Annotated in this window: 8 protein-coding genes; 6 read left to right on the forward strand and 2 right to left on the reverse strand. The window is 52.6% G+C overall.

The features are described 5' to 3' along the window. Positions 1-1,080 precede the first annotated feature (1,080 nt). The 5 genes from H8J70_RS08630 to H8J70_RS08650 all read left to right on the forward strand — a co-directional run bounded on the left by H8J70_RS08630 (position 1,081) and on the right by H8J70_RS08650 (position 22,213). Positions 1,081-6,882: a beta strand repeat-containing protein gene (locus H8J70_RS08630; RefSeq protein ID WP_186503593.1), complete on the forward strand. Its 5,802-nt coding sequence runs from the start codon at positions 1,081-1,083 to the stop codon at positions 6,880-6,882. Then, entirely contained in the window at positions 6,830-11,128 is a 4,299-nt protein-coding gene (locus H8J70_RS08635; RefSeq protein WP_186503594.1) for a beta strand repeat-containing protein, read from the forward strand. Before H8J70_RS08630 ends, H8J70_RS08635 begins: the two co-directional genes overlap by 53 nt. Positions 11,129-11,232: 104 nt before the next feature. Continuing rightward, positions 11,233-11,898 carry an autotransporter outer membrane beta-barrel domain-containing protein gene (locus H8J70_RS08640; RefSeq protein ID WP_222433650.1) on the forward strand — a complete coding sequence of 222 codons (666 nt, stop codon included), beginning with the start codon at positions 11,233-11,235 and terminating at the stop codon, positions 11,896-11,898. A gap of 708 nt (positions 11,899-12,606) precedes the next feature. Then, positions 12,607-17,124 (forward strand): beta strand repeat-containing protein, encoded by a 4,518-nt coding sequence (locus tag H8J70_RS08645; RefSeq protein ID WP_186503595.1) that lies wholly within the window; start codon positions 12,607-12,609, stop codon positions 17,122-17,124. A gap of 415 nt (positions 17,125-17,539) precedes the next feature. Next, positions 17,540-22,213 carry an autotransporter outer membrane beta-barrel domain-containing protein gene (locus tag H8J70_RS08650; protein WP_186503596.1) on the forward strand — a complete coding sequence of 1,558 codons (4,674 nt, stop codon included), beginning with the start codon at positions 17,540-17,542 and terminating at the stop codon, positions 22,211-22,213. 265 nt (positions 22,214-22,478) lie between these two features. On the opposite strand, the gene H8J70_RS08655 is transcribed toward H8J70_RS08650, so the two are convergent. After that, complete coding sequence (locus H8J70_RS08655; RefSeq protein ID WP_186503597.1) at positions 22,479-23,117, reverse strand: flavodoxin family protein; 639 nt, start codon at positions 23,115-23,117, stop codon at positions 22,479-22,481. Positions 23,118-23,131: 14 nt separating this feature from the next. Beyond that, on the reverse strand, positions 23,132-23,680 hold the full coding sequence (locus tag H8J70_RS08660; RefSeq protein ID WP_186503599.1) for a flavodoxin family protein: 549 nt from the start codon (positions 23,678-23,680) through the stop codon (positions 23,132-23,134). Positions 23,681-23,838: 158 nt separating this feature from the next. On the opposite strand from H8J70_RS08660, the gene H8J70_RS08665 reads away from it, so the two are divergent. Then, positions 23,839-24,174 (forward strand): winged helix-turn-helix transcriptional regulator, encoded by a 336-nt coding sequence (locus tag H8J70_RS08665; RefSeq protein ID WP_246415325.1) that lies wholly within the window; start codon positions 23,839-23,841, stop codon positions 24,172-24,174. Positions 24,175-24,790 lie beyond the last annotated feature (616 nt).

Raw genomic sequence — 24,790 nt, forward strand, 5'->3', positions numbered from 1 at the left:
AAAATGCTTGCTAAAAGTATGATTTATGGAACTAAAAGTTATTTTTGTAGTAAAATAGTGCAGAATTTTTACTACGTATGATTAGATAAGAATTTTTCTTTAGAAAAATATAATTGATATATAGCAAAATGGCAATTACTGAAAGCTATAAACAGAAAACGTGCATAAAAATTTTAAGAATTAACCAAAACGTTATAAGATAACAAGGGAAAACTCTTTAAAAATTTACATGGATGTGGTAATATGATATTGAAAATATGTAATATTGCTATGAGTTATACGTAAAAAGAACTTAAAAATAGCAATGCGATTTATCAATAAAATAAAATAATTAAAATTGTTATTATGCAAAAAATATGCTTATTGTAAAAGCAATCGCCACTGCTGCCGGCGACGGGAAGAGAATTCCTGTTCGATAGATGACAGCCTATATATGGCGTCACATTCCACATGAAAGTGACGTGGGATTTTCAATATCTTTGAACTAGCAATCTTTTGCTACGTACCTCATCCCAACCTCAAACCTCAAGAAACAGAAAAGCCTCTGCCAGACACCCATTGTGTCGTGCAGAGGCTTTTCTGTTGCAGCAGAGGTTGGTGACTCGCAGCCATAAGTCCGGGGGAAGAATCATATTTTCTTGTGACGATGTAGAGGACACGTTAGGAAATAATCTTTCTTTATTTTCATATAGCTAATGAATAAAAACGAATCAATATAGCTATAATATACTATACTGATTGAGCATAGGAATACTGCGGAAAAAAAGAGGATAAAGAAAGTCTTGAAAATTAAGAATGCCCTATTTTCCCACTACAAAAGTATTAACCCATATGATAGAATAATCGTAAGATTGTGTAGTAACATAATTTAGTACGCTAAAATATAAGGAGAGATCAGGATAAAATTACAGGAAAATACAAAAATAATAATGCTAATAAAAGGCAGTCTTATTGTTTGTTTGAAATAGACATGTCTTGCCAATTTTTAGGAAATACTATCTTTTAAATGTTGCAAAACATACGGGAATATTTTGCAATGTACGTCGTGGGAAGGCGTACATGAAATGAGGTATTAAATACATGAGAAAGAATTGGGGAAGAAGAGAGTTGACTCTCGTATTGACGCTGAGTATCATGGGCGCAGGCCTGGGTGCACAGAGCGTACAAGCTGATTCGAGTACAATAACAGCAGATCGGACGGGACCGGTCTATACTGCGACGAAGGATGGGACCTCTTACGCGGCCTTAACCATAGGGGACGCTCAGGCGTCGCCGACCATAACGGGAAATGCATATGGAGGTCTCGGCACTGCTGGCGGCAGTGCGTCTTATTTTAATACGGCAGCGCTGCAAAACGGCACGGTCACGGGCAGTCTGTATGGCGCCTATGATACGGATGCTGCTACGTATAATACGACGACGGTGTATGCCGGCAGCGTCGGGACTAATGTCTACGGCGGTGCGTCGGCTGAAGCTGGCGCAGATCATAATACGGTCCAAATCGGCGTCCCGGTCAATGACGGCGATACGCTGGGCACCATTTCTATCGGCGGCAGTGTCTATGGCAATGCTTCTGCTACGGGCGGTGGTGCGGCGCAGGTCACCATCGGCCAGGGGAGTGGTGTGACTACGACCATTACGGGCGATGTCTATGGCGCCTATGTCACGGGTGGCGGTTCCGATACGAATACCGTCACCATTACAGGCGGCAGCCTCGGCGGCAGTGTCTACGGCAGTTATGGCACGGAAGGTCGGTCCAACACGCTTACCCTGGGTGCTGCGGACAGTACGACCGGTCCGTCTATTGACGGTTCTCTTTATGGGTCCTATGGCACGTCCGGGCAGGCCTATGCCAATGGTCTTACGATCAACAGCGGCGAGGTGAAAGGTACCGTCTATGGCAGCTGGGGAAGCCTGGCTACGCAGAATACGCTGACCGTAAACGGCGGCACCATTGATCAGGGCATCTACGGCGGCTATGCCACAGGTCTGGTGGGCAATAATACCATTACCCTGAAGGGCGGCACCGTGTCCGGTAACGTGTATGCCGGTTATTCCACCGAAGGCTCTGCCAACGACAATACGATCAACCTCTACGGCGGCACCCTCACTGGCGCCAGCCTCTATGGCGGTGTCGGCGCCACCGGCAGCGGAGACAACACTTTAAACGTCTATACCTTGGGAAATACGCTCCAAAATCTGGGCGCCTTCCAGAATCTCAATTTCTATGTTCCTGCCGCAGCTGCTACGACGGCCAATGCTACCATGCTGACCGTCACAGGGACGGCCGATGTGACGGGCAGCACGATCAGTGCCGGTGTAGAAAATATCAACGACTTTGCGACGAATCAGGTCATTACCCTCCTGACGGACAGTAACGGCATTACGGGCCTCGATGGCGTCACCTTTGGCACCCTGACAGACGCAGGCTTTGCCCAGACCGGGTTTTATCTTTCCAAGACGGCAGATAACCATACGGTCACCCTGACCATTGGCACGAAAACGGACGACAGCGGTTCTAGTGATTCCGGCGACGTGACACCGGTGGCAGGTGATGCCGTAGAAATCACCACCAATGGCACCACTGCGTCCTACGGGGATTATCAGACCAGCTACCTGACCAGTGCCGCCGATAACGTGGTTACCGTCAAGAGCGGCACCTATACCAGCTCCATCTATGGCAGCTATGGCGGCGACGGCGGTACCAGCAACAAGGTCAGCATCGGCGCAGTCGGTACGGACGGCCCGTCCATCACAGGCGATGTCCTGGGTGACAGTGGTACAGGGACAACGTATTTTAACGAAGTTACGGTAAACAGAGGTACCATCACGGGCACGGTCTACGGCGCCAAGAGCAATACGGCGACCTACAATACGATTACCGTAAACGGCGGCACCATCACAGGCGGCATCTACGGCGCCTACAGCACGAGTGATGCCAACGGTGCCATCAATAGCAACACGCTGAACCTCCTGGGCGGCAAGGTTTCCGGCGCTATTTACGGCGGCTATGCCGAAAACGGTTCCATCGGCGGCAACACGATCAACCTGAATGGCACCGATGTATCCGGCGCCAGCCTTTATGGCGCGGCCGGCACGGGCTCGGGCATGGACACGAATACGCTGAACGTCTACACCCTGAATAACAGCGTCGTGAACCTGAGCGGCTTCCAGAATATCAATTTCTATCTCCCTGATGCGGCTAAGACCACGGCCGATGCCACCATGCTCACCGTCACAGGGACAGCAGACATCACGAATACAGCTATCAAGGCGGGCATAGAAGACCTCACAGGCTATGCGGACGGCACGATGATTACGCTCCTGACGGATACCAATGGGCTTACGGGCCTTACGAGTGCCAATGTCGGTACGATCACGGACGAGGGCTTTGCCCAGACAGGCTTCTATCTTACCAAGTCCCGGGATGGCAAATCTATCGTTCTCACTATTGGCGAGAAACCTACGGATTACGTCACTATCGTCACGAACGGCAATACGGCGTCTTACCCGGATTACCAGACGGACTATCTCTCCAGCCAGCAGCAAAACAGCGTCACCCTTACGGGCGGCACCTTTGCCGGAGCTATCTATGGTGCCAAGGCCGACAGCGGCGACACAGGCGACAATAAGGTTACCATCTCAGCCGGCACGGTGCAGGCCTCGGTCTACGGCGCCTCCGGCGGTACAGGCGGCGGCAGCAATACCGTCACTCTGGGCGACAGCGGCACGGACGGCCCAACCATTACAGGTAATGTTTACGCCTATGACGGCACGGGTGTGTCCAGCTTTAACGCGGTGAGCGTAGCCAGCGGCTCTGTGAGCGGCACGATCTACGGTGCCAAGACCGATACGGCAACGTACAATACGGTCACGGTGAGCGGTGGCTCCGTGGGCAGTATCTATGGCGCCTATAGCAGTAATAGCAATGGCGGCATTGTGGATAATAACACGGTCACCCTCTCGGGCGGCACTGTCACAGGCGATGTCTATGGCGCTTACGGGGTAAGTGCTTCCGTAGGTTCCAATACGGTAAACCTCTCAGGCAGTACTGTCACAGGCAACGTCTATGGCGCCTATGGGGTAAGCAATTCCGTAGGTTCCAATACGGTAAACCTCCAGGGCAGCACCGTCAAGGGGAGCGTCTACGCCGGCACTTCCGAAAGCGGCTCAGCCAGCGGCAACGCCATCAACCTCTACAGCGGCGACCTGACACAGGCCAGCCTCTACGGCAGCAGCAAGGAATCTGATACGGGCAATACGCTGAACGTCTACAGCGTAGGCAATACGGTGGCCAATCTGGGAGCGTTCCAGAACCTCACGTTCTATGTCCCGGACACTGCCGTGAGCGGTGCTACCATGCTCACCGTGACAGGAAAGGCCGACGTCTCTCATGCGACCCTTTCAGCCGCTGTACAGGACCTGACAACGCTTGTAACCGGTGACGTCATCACCCTCCTGTCGGATACCAATGGCATTACCGGTCTCAATACGGCCTCCATCGGCACGCTCGTAGACAGCGGCTTTGCCACGACGGACTATTACCTTACTAAGAGTGCCGACGGGAAATCTGTCACGCTCACGATCGGCGCGAAGCCTACGGATTACGTCTTTGTCACGACGGACGGCGTCCTTTCGTCGTACAGGGATTACACGACGGGCTATCTGGCCGGTAATTCCGGTAATACCGTGAGCATCACCGGCGGCAATCTGACGACGGATATTTATGGCGCCAAGACTGCTAGCGGCGGCGACACGAGGGATAACACGGTCACCATCTCAGCGGGCAGCGTGACGGGCTCAGTCTACGGCGCGTCCGGCGGCACAGGCGGCGATAACAATACGGTCACTCTCGGTGCCAGCGGCACGGATGGACCGACCATTACAGGAAATGTCTACGCCTATGACGGCACAGGTGTGTCCAGCTTTAACACAGTAAGCGTAGCCAGCGGCTCTGTAGGCGGCACAATCTACGGCGCTAAGACCGATACGGCAACGTACAATACAGTTACCGTAAACGGCGGTACCATCACTAGCGGCATCTACGGTGCGTATAGCATTAGCGACGCCAACGGTGTCATCGAGAACAATACGCTGAACCTCTTGAACGGCAAAGTTTCCGGGGCTATCTACGGCGGCTACGCAGAAAACGGCTCTGTGGGCAGCAATGTCATCAACCTGTATGGCACGGACGTATCCGGCGCCAGCCTCTACGGGGGCGGCGGTTCGGGCTCCAGCTTTAGCAGTAATACGCTGAACGTCTATACCCTGGGAAATACCGTAGCAAATATCGGCAATTTCCAGAATATCAATTTCTACGTTCCTGAGGCGGCTAAGACCACGGAAAACGCTACGATGCTTACCGTCACAGGTACTGCGGACATCACGAACACGGCTATTAAAGCCGGCATTGCAGACCTGACAGGCTATACGGACGGCACGGTGATCACACTGCTGACAGATGCTAGTGGCCTGACAGGCCTCAAGTCGGCTGCCGTAGGCACCTTGACGGACAGCGGCTTTGCCCAGACAGGCTATTATCTTACCAAGAGCAAGGACGGAAAGTCCATTATCCTCACCATTGGTACCAAACCAATGGATTATGTGTCCATCGTGACCAACGGCCTGACCTCGGCCTATCCGGACTATGATACGGAGTACCTGTCTAGTACCAAGGGCAACACGGTTACGGTCACAGGCAGTACCTTTGCGACGAATCTCTACGGCGCCTATGCCAGTGGGGTCGAGACATCGGATGATACAGTCAGCCTGACAGCGGGCGCGGTGAACGCATCCGTCTACGGCGCCTTTGGCGGCACAGTCGGCGATCACAATACGGTCACTCTCGGTACCAGCGGCACGGATGGACCGACCATTACAGGAAATGTCTACGCCTATGACGGCACAGGTGTGTCCAGCTTTAACACAGTGAGCGTAGCCAGCGGCTCTGTAGGCGGCACGATCTACGGCGCTAAGACCGATACGACAACGTACAATACCATTACCGTAAACGGGGGCACCATCGGCCAGGGCATCTACGGCGGCTATGCCACAGGTTTTGTGGGCAACAATACCATTATCCTGAAGGGCGGCACCGTGTCCGGTGACGTGTATGCCGGCTATTCCACCGAAGGCTCTGCCAGCGACAATACGATCAACCTGTACAGCACGAACGTATCCGGCGCCAGCCTCTACGGTGGCGGTGGCACGGCCTCTGAATTTACCAATAATACGCTGAACGTCTATACCCTGGGCAATAGCGTGGCCAATATCGGCAATTTCCAGAATATCAATTTCTATATCCCGGAAGACGCGAAGACTACGAAAAACGCTACGATGCTTACCGTCACGGGTACAGCGAACATCACGAACACGGCCATTAAAGCCGGCATTGCAGACCTGACAGGTTACACAGACGGCATGGTCATCACGCTCCTGACGGACGATAATGGTCTCATTGGCCTCAAGTCGGCTGCTGTAGGCACCCTGACGGACAGCGGCTTTGCCCAGACAGGCTATTACCTCACGAAGAGCAAGGACGGAAAGTCCATCGTCCTGACTATTGGCACGAAGCCTACCGATTATGTGTCCATCGTGACCAATGGCTTGACCTCGACCTATCCGGACTACGATACAGAGTACCTTGCTAATACCAAGGGAAACACGGTTACGATTACGGGCAGTACCTTTGCAACGAATCTCTATGGTGCCTACGCCAGTGGGGTCGAGACATCGGATAATACGGTCGCAGTCTCTGCCGGCACGGTAAAAGCCTCTGTCTACGGCGCCTTTGGCGGCAGTAGCGGTACAAATAACACAGTCACCGTCGGTGCAACAGGCACAGACGGACCCGACCATTACAGGCAATGTCTACGCCTATGATGGCACAGGCATTACCAGCGAGAATACCGTCACTGTCAATAGCGGTAAAATCAGCGGCACGGTCTATGGCGCTAGGAGCAATGCGGTTACGTACAATACCCTTACCGTAAACGGCGGTACCATCGACCAGGGAATCTACGGCGGCTATGCCACAGGTTTTGTGGGCAACAATACCATTACCCTGAATGGCGGCACCGTATCCGGTGACGTGTATGCCGGCTATTCTACAGGAGATTCCGTAGACGGCAATACGATCAACCTGTACAGGACCAACGTATCTGGCGCCAGCCTCTACGGCGGCGGTGGCAACTCCGTTGATAATAATACACTGAATGTCTATACCTTAGGCAACAGCGTAGCGAATATCGGCAATTTCCAGAATATCAATTTCTATATCCCTGATGCGGCCAAGACTACGGCCGATGCCACCATGCTCACCGTCACAGGCACAGCGGACATCACGAACACAGCCATCAAGGCGGGTATCGCCGACCTCACAGGCTATACGGACGGCACGGTCATCACGCTCCTGACAGATGCTAGTGGCCTGACGGGTCTCAAGTCATCTGCCGTAGGCACCCTGACGGACAGCGGCTTTGCCCAGACGGGCTATTACCTGACAAAGAGCAAGGACGGAAAGTCCATTATCCTCACCATTGGCACGAAGCCTACGGATTATGTGTCCATCGTGACCAATGGCCTGACCTCGGCCTATCCGGATTACGATACAGAGTACCTTGCTAATACGAAGGGAAATACAGTTACGGTCACAGGCAGTACCTTTGCGACGGATCTCTACGGCGCCTATGCCAGCGGCGAAGACACGTCGGATAACACAGTCAGCCTGACAGCCGGCACGGTAAACGCATCTGTCTACGGCGCCTTTGGCGGCACAGGCGGCGATCACAATACGGTCACTCTCGGTGCAGCAGGTACGGATGGACCGACTATTACAGGCAATGTCTACGCCTATGACGGCACGGGTATCACCAGCGAGAACACCGTCACTGCGAATAGCGGCTCTGTAGGCGGCGCAGTCTACGGCGGCCAGGCCGCAACGGTAACGAAGAGTACCATCGATGTGAACGGCGGCTCTATTACTGGCGGCATCTACGGCGGTTACAGCACCAGCGGCGGCTCGGTGGATGAAAACGTCATCAACCTGAACGCCGGTACCGTAAGCGGCAGCATCTACGGCGGCTACGCGGAAAACGGCTCCGTCGGCAGCAACGTGATCAACCTATACAGCACGGACGTATCCGAGGCCAGCCTCTACGGCGGCTATGGCGGTTCCGTTGATACTAATACGCTGAACGTCTATACCACAGGCAATACGGTCCAAAATCTGGGCGGCTTCCAGTACCTCAATTTCTACGTGCCAGATACGGCCGTAAAGGGCGACACGATGCTTACCGTAACAGGTTCGGCCGACGTAACGGACGCTGCCATCCAGGCCGGGGTGAAAGATCTGTCGCAGTTTACGGATGGCGACGTCATTACGCTTTTGACGGACACCCAGGGCATTACAGGCCTGAAGAGCGCAGCCTTGGGCACCTTGACGGACGCGGGCTTTGCCCAAACCGGGTTCTACCTTTCCAAGGACGCTGACGGCAAGGCCGTGTACCTCACCATCGGCACGGACCCCAATGGGCCTTTGCCCGGCGATAACGTGACAATTACCACGCATGGCCTTACTGCCTCTTATGGGGATTTCAAAAAGAGCTACCTCTACGATACAGAGGAAAACCAAGTCACTGTTAAAGGAGACAACCTGGGGGACGTGTACGGCGCCTATAGTGACAGCGAAACTACGGACAATAATACCGTCACCCTTCAGGCCGGGACCATCGACGGTTCCGTTACAGGTGCCTACGGGAGGAGAGCCTCCGGCAATCGGGTTACCCTTGGCGCGGCCGGCACAGCCGGTCCTGCAATCACAGGTGAGGTCCTGGGCGCCAGCGTCAGGAGAGTTGCCTATGATAATGCAGTCACTGTAAACAGCGGGACTATTGCCGGAACGGTCTACGGCGCTAAGGGCAGTGCGGCTACGTTCAATACGGTGACTGTAAACGGCGGCACCCTGACCAAGGGGATTTACGGCGGTTATAGTGACGATGATGCCTACGGCGCCATCAATAACAATACGCTGAATCTCCTAGGCGGTACGGTCTCCGGAGTCATCTATGGCGGCTACACCGAAAACGGTTCTGTGGAGGGCAATGTCATCAACCTGTACAGTACGGATGTGTCTGGCGCCAGCCTTTACGGCGGCTCCGGCAGTTCCGTTTCCAACAATACCTTAAACGTCTACACCGCAGGGAATACTGTCCAAAATCTGGGCAGCTTCCAAAATATCAATTTCTACGTTCCGGCAGCCACCGCCGCCGGCAGTACGATGCTTGCCGTGAGCGGCACGGCGGATGTGACGAATGCCGTCATCAGCGCGGCTGTGGCCAATATCAATGACTACACGGGCACAACGCTCATCAATTTGCTCACGGCTGACACGCTGACAGGCCTCGACAGCGTCACCTTCGGCAGCCTCGTCGATGCAGGCTTTGCCACGAGCGGCTTTACGCTCAGCAAGGGCGCCGATGGCAAATCGGTTCTGCTTACTATTGGTACGGCAGCCAATGTGGAAATCACCTCCCAGAGCAGCTCCAAAACGCAGAAGTACGATACCTTCCAAACGGATTACCTGGGCGATACGACGGGCAATACGGTCAGTGTCAGCGGTGGCACCATGACGGCAACGGTCTACGGCGGCTACAACGACAGCACCAATGGCCTGAGCGTCGTAGAAGCCGTTTCCCATAACAGTGTCACCGTCAGCGGCGGTACTGTAGGCGGTGTCAGCGGCGGTTATACGACGAGCGGCAGTGTCACAGGCAACCAGGTTGCCCTGACGACGGGCACGACGACGGACGGCACAGTCACGACCAGTGCCGTTACAGGCAATGTCTATGGTGCTCAGACCGAAAGCGGCAACGTCGGTTCGACGTCGGCAGGTAATAGCGTCACCATCGCTGCCGGCACAGTCAGCGGCAATGTCTATGGCGCGGCTACGGCCAACGGCACGGCCACAGGCAACACGGTCACCCTCAAGGCAGCGACGGATGCTACAGGCAACACGACGAGTGCTGCGGTTTCGGGCAGTGTCTACGGTGGCCAAAGTACCAGCGGCGACGTGGGCTCCAGCGACGGCGGCAACAGCGTCACCGTTGATGCCGGCACGGTCAGCGGCAGTGTCTATGGCGGCGCTACCAATGACGGCTCGGCCATTGGCAATCACGTGGTTATTAACGGCGGCACGCTGGGGACGACGACGAGCGGTACGACAACCCTGCACGGCCTGCGCCTCCTGGCTCTCGTACAGACCGGAACAAGCACTGCAACGAGCTTGTACGGCGGCTATACGACGCAAGGCTTGGCCAGCGAAAACACGGTCACCATCAATGAAGGGACTGTGAGCGGCAGTGTCTATGGCGGCTATACGGATAGTGGCAACGCCACGCAGAACGTCGTCACCCTGAAGGGCGGCAGCGTGAGCGGCACGGTCTATGGCGGCTATACGAATAACGGCACAGCCAGCGGCAACACGATCAACGTCTACGGCGGTGACCTCACGGCGGCCAGCCTGAACGGTGGCTATGGCGTGACTGCAGCTACTGCTACGGCTGCGACGGAAGTTTCCCTCTTGGCTGTGACAGCGGCTACAGATGCCTCTGCGACCGGCCTGAGTTCCAGCGATAACACCCTCAATGTCTATACGACGGGCAATACGGTCGCCGGCGTCAGCAATTTCCAAAACCTCAATTTCTATATTCCGTCTACTGCCGTATCAGGGGACACGCTGCTCACCGTTACGGGTACGGCGGATATTACCAATGCGACCGTAAAAGCCGGTATTGCCGATGCCACGGCCTTGGCAGAAAACACGCAGATTAATCTCCTGAGCGATGAAAATGGCATTACCGGTGTGGCTACGGCTACATACGGAACGCTGACGGATGCGGGGTTTGCGACACGCAGCCTGACCATTACACACACGGATACGGATATTTACGCCCTCGTTGGTCCGGCTACAGCGAAAAATAATGACAACAATAATTCCGGTACCAATACGAATACAGGCATCCACCTGAGCGCGCAGACGAAGATTTTGCCGGAAAGCCGGTTAGCTGCTTTCTCGATGCTGCGGCGTCGCCAATCGGCGAATACGAACCCTTTGCCCTGGCCAGCGTAGGCAAGCTGAAGAACTTTACAGGGTCGTACGTAGAAAATCATGGCACGAACCTGGACTTTGGCTTTGCCCGTACGTTACAGGGCCTGCATAGCACGCTGACTCTCATGCCGTTCATCGAATACGGCCACGGTAATTACACGGCCCACCTCGATGACGGTACGCGTGGTGATGGTAAGAATAGCTTTATGGGGGCAGGCTTCCTGGCCCGCAGCGACAATAAAAATGGCTGGTACTATGAAGGCAGTCTCCGTGCCGGTCACGCCAAGAGCGACTACCAGGGCGTCATTGAAGGCTACAGGGCTTCCTATAGCAGCGATGCCAATTACGTGGCCATGCACGTTGGTGGTGGCAAGGTCCTGCAACAAGGGGAAAAGGATCTCTTCGATTTGTATGGCAGATTTTTCTGGACCCATGAAGCGAGTGATCGCGTGAAACTCATGAGCAGCCTCGGCAGCGCGCCGTATGATTTCGATGCCGTAAATTCGTATACTACGCGTCTGGGCTTGCGCTGGACGCATAATCTAAGTCAGACCCAGCGTTTCTATGCCGGCCTGGCTTGGGATTATGAATTCAGTGGTACTGCCGGTGCTGCGTACCGCACACTGCGTACGTCAGAACCGAGCCTCAAGGGCTCCAGTGCCGTTCTGGAACTGGGCTGGCAGCGCCAGCTCACGAAAGCAAATCCGTGGGGCCTTGACTTAGGCATTACGGCCTATGCGGGAAAACAACAAGGCGCCATGTTCCATACGATGGTGACTTGGAAATTTTAGCCTAATTCTTCATACATCAGACCTTTTATCATCACCTTGCGTGATGGTAGAGGGTCTGTTTTTTTACTTACAAGATATTCTAAAAAGGAATTGAGCGAGAAAAAATATATAATTAAACAGAATAAGAAAACGCTATTCAGACCATAAGCGATACATATTACATGACATATGTCAATACAATAGAGCGGGTTTCAATGAAAATACGTATTTACTGCCTCTTGTAGCTTTCGAAAAGACAAGTTTACGTAAATTCGTGAATGTCAATTCGATGCCTGTGATAAAGAAGGTATAATATAATAAATATATAAACTAATACTATATAAAAGTACGAGGATAGAAAAGGGACATAAGAAAAAGAATTAAATTGATATTTTTAATAGAATTACAGATATTGTTGTAAAACAAAGCATTTTGAACACTTTAACATGATAAATTGAGATAAAAATATTTCTTTTGCTATATTTGACATGTGGACATAAGAGCACTACAATACAATCAATAAAAATTATTTATATATATAAACTATATATCTATGACCGTTCCATGCGGACATGGGGAATAAAATGACGAAAGGGATGAGGGCCTATGCCCAGCCGATGGAAAACGATACAGAAGCAAATTCGTTAGGCAGCCTGCTCAGGAAGCTGGGGGCTGCCTGACTGGTACGAACCCTTTTGCGGGCGATTTAAATAGTGGAGATGTGTAAAAATGAAAAGAATAGGGAAGAAAGAACTGGCATTAGCTATGACCTTAAGTATGCTGGGTGGGGGCCTGGGCATGCAAGCTGTGCAGGCGGCAGATGTCGCCGTTACGACGGATCAGACGGGGCCCGTTTACGCGGCGACCGGTGACGGTGTCGAATCGAATAACCTGACTATTGGCTCAGATACGGCGGCGCCGACTATTACGGGCTCAGCTTACGGTGGTATGGGTACGTCCGGCGGCGCTTACTCGGACACCAATACGGTTACTTTAAATAATGGTACAGTCATGGAAAATCTGTACGGCACGTATGATACGGAAGCGGCTACGCTAAGTACAGCCACCGTCAAGGCCGGCACCGTGCAGGGAAGCGTCTATGGCAGTTATAGCCAAAATGGTACGGCAAATTACAGCCACGTGTATATAGGCACAGATACAGCGAATACGGGTGCCATTTCTATCGGCGGCAGCGTTTACGGCGCCTATTCGGAACAAGGCGATGCCGGCAGCAACAGTGTAGAAATCGACCGGGGTACCGTAAAAGGAGACGTCTACGGCGGTTCTGGCATTGGCGGTTCCGGCAGTTCGGTTACCCTGGGGGCCGCGAACAGTACCTCTGGCCCGTCCATCGGCGGCTCTGTCTATGGCGGTAATACGCCTGGTGGCATGACCTACCAGAACGTGGTGACCGTGAATAGCGGCAGCGTGGCAGGCACGGTCTACGGCGCTTCCGGTGCTACGACGACGTACAATACGGTAACCGTCAATGGCGGTACGATTACAGACGGCATCTACGGCAGTTACAGCCCTACCGGTGGCATGGCGGAAAATAATACCATTACCCTCCAGGGCGGCAAAGTCTCCGGTGATATTTACGGCGGCTATGCCGGCACGAGCGGCAGCTCCAGCAACAACACGATTAACCTCTACAGCACTGATCTCTCGGCGGCCAACCTCTACGGCAGCGGCAATGCATCGGCTCAGGGCAATACGCTCAACGTCTATACCTTGGGCAATACCGTTGCCAATCTGGGCGCCTTCCAAAACCTCAATTTCTACGTTCCGGCAGAGGCGGCGACGAATACGGCTGCCATGCTCACCGTCACGGGCACGGCCGATGTGACGGGCAGTACCATTAGCGCGGCAGTGCAGGATATTTCTGCCTTTACTAAGGATCAGGTCATTACCCTCCTGACGGACAGTAATGGCATTACAGGTCTGGACAGCTTGACCTCCTTTGGCACGCTGGCAGAAGGCACCCTCACGGATGCGGGCTTTGCCCAGACCGGGTTCTATCTGACCCAATCGAGTGATGGCAACTCGGTCCTGCTCACGATTGGCACGCAGCCGACGGCTGACAGCGGCTCTGATGACAATACGGTCGTAGCCGGCGACAATGTGGAAATCAGCTCTGCTGGCAGCACGGCCACGTACGGCGATTTTAAGACCTCTTACCTGGCAGCCAAGGACTCTAATATCGTGACCGTCAAAAGTGGCGACCTCACAGGCGACGTGTACGGCTCCTACATTGCCGGTGGCGATGCCTTTAGCAATGAAGTCCGAGCCCTCAGCGGCACCATTACGGGCTCAGTCATCGGTGCCCACAGCACAGGCGGTGCAGATAACGTCGTTACCATCGGTGCTGACGGCTCCACAGACGGCCCGACGATCACGCAGGATGTGTCCGGCACGGATATTGCCGGCACGAGCGGCAGCACGACGACCAACTACGTGAACATCTACGGCGGTAGCGTCGCAGGAAATGTCTACGGCGCCCGGGGCTTTACGGCTACGCACAACTACGTCAGCCTCTACGGCGGCACGGTCAACGACCTCTACGGCAGCTACGGCAGCGACAGCGGCTCCCACGACTATAACTCCGTTTCTATTTATGGCGGCACGGTCAAGGGCAATATCTATGGCAGCTACGATGAAAATGGCTCCGTATCGGGCAACATGATCAACCTCTACGGCGGCGACCTGACGGCAGCCAACCTCTACGGCGGCGTCGGCAACAGCGTGAGTGATAACAGCCTCAACGTGTACAGCGTAGATAATACGGTGGCCAGCATTTCCGGCTTCCAGGTCCTCAATTTCTACGTTCCCAACGATGTCGTAAACGGTGACACGATGCTCACCGTCACAGGCAGTGCCGATATTACAAACGCCGTCGTCAGCGCCGGTGTAAACAGCCTGGCAGCCTATAGCGGCGGTAAGACCATTACCTTGATCACCGACACCAATGGCCTCACGGGCCTCGATAGCGTCACCACAGGCATCCTAACGGATTCGGGCTTTGCTACGTCCGGTATGACCATTACGAAGTCGGACGATGGTAAGTCTATTATCCTGACCATCGGCAGTGGCAGCGAAAATGGCAATACGACAGACGTTAATGGCCAGACCGTAGATAACTCCGTCTATGGCGCGTACAGTGCCGGATCAACCAACCTTACGGGCAACAGTGTGAAGATCACGGCCAGATCCATTACGGGCAACGTCTACGGTGCCTATTCGGAAAAGGGCGATGTCGATACGAACGGCGTCGACGCCTACTCCGGTATCATCAGCGGCAAGGTTTACGGCGCCTATACGAACGGCGGCAAGGCCGTGAATAACACGGTCAGCGTCGCCTCTGGTACGGTCAACGATGATATTATCGGCGCCTATGGCGTGAGCGGCCATGGCAACAGCGTCACTGTCGGCGCTACGGGAACGGACGGCCCGACACTGAACGGCAACGTCTACGGCGGCGACAGTACAGGTACCATTTATTCCAATACGGTCAACGTCAACAGCGGTACCATCAGTGGCGCAGTCTACGGTGCCCGCGGCCTGGGCACAACGTATAACACAGTCAACATGAACGGCGGTACTGTTGAAACGGGGATCTACGGCGGCTACAGCGCTACCAATGGCTCTGTCGACCACAACACAGTCAACCTCAATGGCGGTACTGTCAGCGGCTCTATTTACGCCGGCTACTCGGAAAAAGGCTCGACCAGCGACAACACGCTGAACCTTTACGGCGGTAGCCTTAGCGGTGCCAGTCTCTACGGCGGCGTCGGTGCTACGACTACAGGTGGCAATACGCTCAACGTGTACAGCCTGAAAAACACGGTCGAAAACCTAGGCGATTTCCAGAATATCAACTTCTACGTCCCGGCCGCGACCCGCACGGGCAGCACCATGCTCACCGTTACGGGTACAGCCGACGTGACGGATACGGTCATCAGCGCTGCTGTCAAAGATTTGACGGCGTATACAGGCAAGACGGTCATCAACCTCCTGACGGACAGCAACGGTATTACAGGCCTGGACACATCAAGCTTTGGTACCGTTACGGACGCAGGCTTTGCCACGACAGGCTTTACGCTGTCGAAATCCAAAGACGGCAAGACCGTTCTCCTCACGATTGGCAGCGACACGACGAACATCCTGCCGCACACGAGCGACGATACAGCCGATTCCGATAATACAGGAAATGAGGACAACGATAAGGCAAACCAGAGCACAGACCCGGATGCTGCTGACGATCATACCGATAGTGGCAATACAAGCAGCAGCAAAGCAAACTGGGCAGATATTCACCTGAATAGCCAGACGAAGATTCTGCCCGAAAGCCGCCTGGCTGGCTTCTCGATGCTCCGTCAGGCCGGCGACTTCCTGACCGGCGCTGCCTATCACAACGTTGCGGCTACAGCCGACCGGGCGCAGACGACGGAATACGTGCCCTTTGCCATCGGCAGTGTAGGAAAGATCAAAGATTTCACTGGCTCGTACATTGAAAACCACGGCATGGGGCTGGACTTTGGCTTTGCCCGCAGACTGCAGCACTCAGGCAGTACGGTGACGCTCGTACCGTTCTTTGAATACGGTCATGGCAACTACACAGGCCACCTCGACGACGGTACGCGGGGCGATGGTAAGAATACCTTCATGGGCGCTGGCTTCCTGGCCCGCAGGGACAATGCCAGTGGCTACTACTATGAAGGTAGCGTCCGCGCCGGTCACGCTAAGACCGATTACAGCGGCACCATTGCCGGCTACGCTGCGTCGTACGACAGTGACTCGAACTACGTGGCTATGCACGTTGGTGCAGGCAAACTGATTCCAAGCGGCACGAAAGACCAATACGACCTGTACGGGAAATTCTTCTGGACTCACCAGGCAGGGGACCATGTGACGCTCAACAGCAGCCTGGGCCAGGCACCGTACGACTTTGACGCCATCAACTCGTACCGTACGCGCTTAGGCTTGCGCTGGACCCATCAGACCAGCAAGAACCAAAGCATCTACGCCGGCCTGGCCTGGGATTATGAATTTAGCGGCACTGAAGGTGCTACGTACCGCGGCCTGCGTACGTTGGAACCGAGCCTCAAGGGCTCCAGCGCCGTCATGGAACTAGGCTGGCAGCGGGAACTGACGAAAGACAGCCCGTGGGGCCTCGACATCGGGCTCATGGGCTATGCAGGGAAACAGCAAGGGGCCATGTTCCATACGCTGGTGACGTGGAAATTCTAAAAAGAAAACCGGGAAGAAGCGAACTGCAAGCCGTCGACAAGGGATCCACGGCACGTTGCTTGACGTTTCGCCTCTATCCCGGCTTTCAGCCGGACTTTGTGGTGATCCACTGCACGATGCTTGACGTTTCGACTCATCCGACTCGCTACGCGGCCCACCTTCTCTCCAGAGAAGGCAGGGCGCCTGCGGCGCTTATTTATTCAATCTAAGCAATCTCTTTTGGTCAATTTGCTACGGAAAAAGACTAGGAGGGATTGCTTTTTTGTAATAAGTAAAAACAAACAAGAGTTTTTCGTTTCAAATAACTATAAATTATAGTATAATGTAAATGTGTAATATGGTTTGCTACATGTACATGGGGAATAGCAAACGGTTGTATCATTTTTTGTATGGTGACCCTGGGGAGGAATGAAAAATGAAACGAACATGTAAAAAGAGTAGAAGAATCATAAGTGGACTTATTTTATCCAGTATTTTAGGCTTTTCCTTGCAGGCTGTGCCTGTTCAGGCGGCAACTGTTTCCATAAATGGGGATGATGTAAAGACCGAAACAGGGGATACCAGTGGTTACGGGATTACGACCACGAACACGGACAATCCGGCCATCGGTAATGGCGCTACAATGAGCGCTGCAGATGCCTCGGGAAATACTGTGAACATCACGGGCGGTACGATCGCCTCAGCAGATCCGGGGGCGGATATTTTTGGCGCCCTTGTCCTGCAACAGACAGGCAATAGTGACCAGACGCAGGTCAGCAATAATACAGTAAACCTGACCAATACCACTATCGGTGACGGTACGGGCAGTGTCAACGTTTTTGGCGCTTACGTAGTGGACAGCAATGAAGATACGCACACCTACAGCGATGAAGAACTACGTACCTGGAATAATCAATTTACCCCGGAAGCGACAGAAACCTTTGCTATTTCCCACAATACAGTGACCATCAAAGGCGCAGCGCCTGCAGAGGGGACCAATGTGTCTATTTATGGCGGTGCCGCCTATGTGACCGGCTCCAGTCCCAACCGGTACGATTACAGATCTTCTATAAAAGTGACTGCCAATGCCCCCGTGACGTACAATGCTGTTTACATCGGTACCAGTGCGGCTGAAGAAACTGCCGGCACGTATGCTACGTCCGGTGATAATGGCTCGTATGATACAATTTTTGGCGGCTATACCAGTAAAGGCACAGCTGCCAATAATACGGTCGTCGTCCGCAACAGCACGCTGACCAATCTCGTTGCCGGTGGCTATACCGAGAGTATGACGGCTGATGCCAACCAGGTGACCTTATCTGATATTACGGCCGGCGAAGGCCTGAATATCTACGGCGGTTGCAGTCTCCAAGGCTCTGTAACTGATAACGTCGTCACCTTGACCGATGTCGATGGCAGTGCCGGGTCCGTAGTTGCGGCGGGTGGCATTGCGTCAGGCGCCAATGTGTTAACTGGCGATGCTACGGATAATCAGATTCATGTAACAGATGGCACACTTTACATCGTCGCTGGCGGTATTTCCGCAGCGGACGGCGGAAGAGGGAATAGTATAGTCGGAATCAAAGGGATCCGTATTTTGGATTTTCAGGCACCTGCTTATTATTATAATGCCATAGGAAATTTAGTATTTATCGATGAAACGAAACCTAATACGATGAACATCACTGGTGCTGTTTATGGCGGTGTTGCCTTTGGCTATGCCCGGAAAAATGAAGTTCATGAGACGAGTGGCACTACATCTGCGGCTATAGGCGGCTATTCTTTGTATAAAGATGCCACGGATAATATCGTTACCATCGGGTCAGCCGATTTTTCGACAAGCCCCGTTGTCGGTACTACCCTCATAGGTGGTCTTTCTGATAGTGGGAGCACGACAGGAAATAAGGTATACGTCTATGGCAGCACCATAGGTAGTAACACCAATCCTGTAGCTGTAGAAACGTTGCCCGGCGTAGGCTGGTCTATCGAAACCTTGCCCAACGGTGTAATTGCCGGCGGCTTGGTTAATACAAATGATAGCTTCTTCGATGATGATTCGGCAGATAGCTCGAATAATGAAGTGTATATCAGCAATAGCACCATCGAAGATGGCATTACAGAAATGTATGGTGGCTTGGGTGTAACAGCAGCCAACAATAATACGGTCACTCTCGCTGATACATCCATAACCTTAGGGGATTCTGCTTTATATCAAATACCAAGTAGCTCAACGGAAGGAATAGCTGCAGATTTGAAAAGCAGGATTGTCGGCGGGGAAGCAGAAAACGGCTCCGCGTCAGGCAATACGGTGACGATCACCGGTACCGATACTACGATAGATAATATAGGAGAAATTATCGGCGGCAGAACCTTCGTAAGTCAGTATACTCCGGCAGAGACAGCAGCAGCCTCCGGGAATACCGTTTCCATCAACGATGCTACCATCACGGGGACTACGCCGACGCAGGATACATCGGGCCTTACTATCTACGCTGGGAATGGTATCAGTGGAGCGAGCGACAACACTCTTTCTATTACGGATGCTACCTTAAAAAATGTATCCTCTATGCACGGCAGTTATACTTCAAGTGGCGCTGCATCGGGGACAACGGTTTCCTTCAGCAATAGCCATATTTCAGGTGCCTCCATGAACGTAGTTGGGGCAGAGGGAGACACAGAGGCCAATAATAATACGTTTAGTGTCACAAATCATACAGAGTTGGTTGGAATTTCCCAATTAATAGGTTCAAATTCAAAATCAGGATCAGTCTCAGGCAATACCTTTTCTATTTCCGATAGCCTCCTTTCTAATGAAGATGGATTTTACATAATAGGCAGTCAAGGGCATACAGAAGCCGTTAATAACAACCTGTACATTACAGATAGCAAGTTGTCCGGCTTGCTGATGCTATATGGCGCCTATGGAGATTCGGATGTATACAACAATACGGAAGTATTAACCAATGCCACCATCACCGACACCTATCGTATACTGGGAAATGCGGGCGGCTACGCCCATGATAATGCGTTTTCTATCATAGGAGGGTCCTTGACTTTTTCAGATGGATTATTAGTAGGCACAGTAGGAGAAATAGAAGCTACCCAAAACACGATGACCCTTTCCCAAACCAATATATCAGGAGCTGCCACTATCTATGGAGGCTACAGTAATACGACAGTCTCTGATAATGCCGTCACGATTTCTGATACGACCATTTCCAATATTGCGAATGATGACGGGACGACTATAGCGGCCGGTGTATCAACCGGGGTGACGGCAACGGCTAAAGATGATGAGTCAAAGACCATTCTGCCTGGGGCAGATGACAATAGTATCTATATCGATGGTGGTTCCGTCGACGTTTCCCGGATTTACGGTGGCTGGTTACAGGATTCTGGAACGGATGTAGAAGGCACGACGAACAGCAATACAGTCAGCATAGGTGAAGGCGTTACAGCCGGCACGGTCATAGGCGGCAACAATGAGCTGGGCGGCTCGTCGTCGAAGAATACGGTCACCATCAACGGCGGCACCGTAGAGGAAAACGTCGTAGCCGGCCAGACCACGGCAGGCGATGCTTCTGGCAACACATTGGACATCTATGATGGCACCATCGGCACGACAGACGCCGTAGATGAAGACGGCAACCTCATCGCCGCAGGCTACACGAAAGACGGCGCAGCCGACAGCAACACGGTCAACGTCTACGGCGGCACTCTGGGCGTCATGATGAGCCTCTACGGCGGTTATACACCGACGGATAAAGCGAAAAGCACGAATAATACACTCAATCTTTATACGAAAGATAATACCGTAGAAAACCTGGGTTACTTCCAAAACCTCAACTTCTACGTCCCCGAAGGTACAACAGCAGGGGAAACGATGATTGAAGTCACAAATACCGCTGACGTCAGCGGCGCTGCCATTACAGCCGGTGTCTACGACAACACGCAAATCCGTCCGGGCCAGGTTATCAACCTCATCCACGACAGCGCCAACGGCGTCACCACCGATGGAAACACGACGTACTCCATGATGAGCGGCCGCGACTACGTCGTCACGCCGGGCCTCGTCCGCTACAACGTCCTCATCAAAAAGCAGAATTCGGAAACGGTCGTCCTCTACATTCCGGAAGATAGTCAGGGCACGATTATCCCGGCAACTAAGATCATGACCTCCCAGCGTAGGCAAGCTGTCAATACCGTCACGGACGTGACGGACACAGCCTCCACCAGCGGCTACGAAACAGCCGTCGCCACGTGGAACGCAGAAATGGGCAGCCACGCCGGCTGGGATGACCACGAAGTCTGGAAGAAATACACACCCTACGTCCTCTTAGGCGGACATGACCTCCGCTACGACACAGACTCGACTACCAACACGCAAGGCTTCAATAGCGAACTGGGCTTCGTCAAACGCTCGTACCACGACGACTACATCGACACGTACATGCCGTTTTTAGAATACGGCAACGGCAACTACACCGAACGCTATCAGGGCGCCCGCGGTGACGGTAACCAGCAGTACATCGGCGCTGGTTTCCTCGTCCGTCGCGACCGCACCGACGGCCTGCACTACGAAGCTGTCCTCCGCGCCGGCCAGCTCAATACGGACTATCACGCCGACATCGCCGGCCACCACATCAGCTACGACACAGACACAAATTACATTGCAGCTCAACTGGGGCTGGGCAAACTCTACACCCACAAGGATAACGACTACGACATCTACACGAAACTCTTCTGGTCCCACATCTTCAGTGACGACGTAGACATCTACAGCGACCTCGGCAAAGCCCAATACCAATTCGACAGCGCTGACTCCGTCCGCAGCCGCATCGGCTTCCGCTGGACGAAGCATTACCAGGAAAACCAAACCTACTACGCAGGACTCGGCTGGGACCACGAATTTGACGGCACAGCCAGAGCGTCGTACAACAACTTCGACCTCCCTGAAAGCAACGGCAAAGGCGACGCCGGCTTCTTAGAACTGGGCTGGTCCAGCAAGAGCCACGCCGACAACCCCTGGAATGCCGACGTCAAACTCAGAGGCTGGGTAGGCATGAAAAAAGGCATAGACTACACCATCACCATCGGCAGAGCTTTCTAAAAAGCAAAGCGGGAAAGAGGAGAAATACAAGCTGTCGACAGTGGATTAGCTGCTCGCACCATGGCGTAACGCCCACACAGGCACGTCACGCCCCGGAGAAAGCAAAGCTCCTGCGGCACCGTGATCCACTTTATACAGCTGTCCGTTTCACCTTTATCCCGGTCGTGCGGTATGTTCTGCGCTGGTGTCTTTCAAATATTAGCTGACGAAAAACCCGCTCTTACAGGTACGAACCTGTAGGAGCGGGTTTTTGCAAACTAACGCCTTATTGTCCCAGTTTCCCGCCGAGTTCAAAGGCTGCTTTCAAGTCTTCGGGGAATTGTTTTTTCCCCAGTTCCAGTCGTTCCTTGCCATCGAGAAGGCTCATGGCATATTTCGTATAATCAGCCACCTGAATCGTACCACAGGAGGCTACGGCTGACACGTCGCTGTGGAGTACCATAGTGAAGAGGGATTCTATTTCTTTGAATTTTTCCTTGTACGTTGATTCGTAGTATTCCTGTGGCGCGTTCATATCATAAATGATGCCGACAGGCAGCTTGCCTTGGAAATACGTCGTTCCTCCGTCGTAGGAAAGACAGCAGAAGAGAAGACGTTCCAAGAAGCCTCGGAAGAGGGCTGTCGGTTCGGAGAAGTAGATGGGCGTGCCCAGGATCACGGCATCGGCTTGCAGGACGCCGTCGATGACTGGCGAGAGGTCGTCATGCCAAAAGCATTTGCAGCGTGCGGCATCCTTGCGTTTACAAGCGAGGCAGCTCTGACAGCCTTTGAAGGTGAGACTGTTTAAATCGATATATTCCGTTTCCGCGCCTGCAGCCTGAGCGCCTTTTTCCGCTTCCCGGAGCAGCTTTGCCGTATTAAAATTCTTGCGGGGACTCGCGTTTAATAAGATGACTTTTTTCATATGTATATTCCTCCTTAAATGGAATGACCAATGGCTGCCGCAGCAGCTACACTAGCAGGATCGTCGGCCTTGCCGGCACCATAGAGACTACCGTGCCCATAGACGACACCCAAATCCTCCCAGCCCATGGCCTGCGTGAAGAGCTCGTGATACCACGTGACCGGTGTCTGACACCATGTCGGCTGATTGGCTGTCAAAAGCAAGGCTGATTTCTTATTCGTGAGCTCTGCCTGGGGCAAGGTCTGCCACAGCGCAAAAAGCCGGTCAATGGCCGTCTTCAACGTTCCCGTAATAGACGCAAAGTAAATCGGCGAAGCAAAGACGATGACCTGGGACTCCCGGAACGCCGGGTATATTTTTTCCATATCATCTGTTTGCACGCAATCCTTGCCAGCCTTGCCGCACTGGTGACAACTCAAGCAGCCGTGGATCGTCATGCCTTGCAGGTGAAACTCCTGCACGACATGGCTATCGGCCTGGGCCGCCTCAGAAAAGGCACGGATCAACTCTGCCGTATTACCGTTTTTCCGGGGGCCGCCGTTCAGGATTAAGACATTTGCCATTAGAAAAAGCACTTCCTTTGTTGTAATCTACGAGCCGATATGCTATCATAGGTCTCAATCGAATCGTAGGTACATTTTATGACGTGTAATCGAAATGCGCAAGAACGATTCTGAAACATACCTAGTATCCTGAAACATACCACAAGGAGCGATGCCGCTTGAAGCTAGAACAAGAAATCACCTGCCCATGCCTCATTGCCCAGCGCCTCATCCAAGGCAAATGGGCCATTATCATCATGTACTACCTCAGCCTGGGCCCGACCCGCTTCAATGAACTCCAAAGAAAACTCCCCAAAATGACCCACGCCACTCTGTCTAACCAGCTCAAGCAACTAGAAGCAGAAGGCCTCATCCACCGCAAAGAATACGCCCAGATTCCGCCTAAGGTAGAGTATTCTCTGACAGATATTGGCAAAGAATTTCAGCCCGTTTTGGACAGTATTGGCGCCTGGGGAGCCAAGTATATTGCGTATCAAAAAGAAAAAGATATGTAAAAATAGCCCGAAAAAGCTATTTTTTGTATATACTTGCATATAGTTAGTAATACGAAAAGTATTTAGCCCAGGTATTAATTGTAGTTATGCAGTTTTTTGATTGTAGGGGAAATTAGTACTTTTGATGGATTTGATATATTTTGCATAAAAATTTCATAAAATATTTTTTGGTAGCAATCTTTCTGACTTATAGTAAGCGAAAGATTGCTTTTTTTGCGCATTTTCGAGAAAATTCGCGCATAAGAAAGACCTAAAATGAAAGAGTTTGACCGATGTTGGTGGTATTATTTCTACTAATTATGATTGATTAGTTTATAAAATTTGAAAAATGTTTAAAAGTACTGTATAGTAAGTTCATGCCATTCATATTTTTTATGAATGCATAAGCTGAATTTTCCGTTTTACCCGTGGGAAGGTAAGACGTGAGGAAGCGAAAATGTAAGGCATGTGCCTGCACGTGGTATGCTAAAGTTGGACATGGAGGGGGTAGAAATTGGATACTAAATGTAGTAATCTTGGATAAAAGATTTTCTAATTAGTATCCGATGCCCTCAATTGTTAGATGGGAGGTTGCCACGTGAAATTAACGAAAGAACAACGATTAGAAATAGGTCGC

Source organism: Megasphaera hominis, from assembly GCF_014269395.1.
GTDB lineage: Bacteria > Bacillota > Negativicutes > Veillonellales > Megasphaeraceae > Megasphaera > Megasphaera hominis.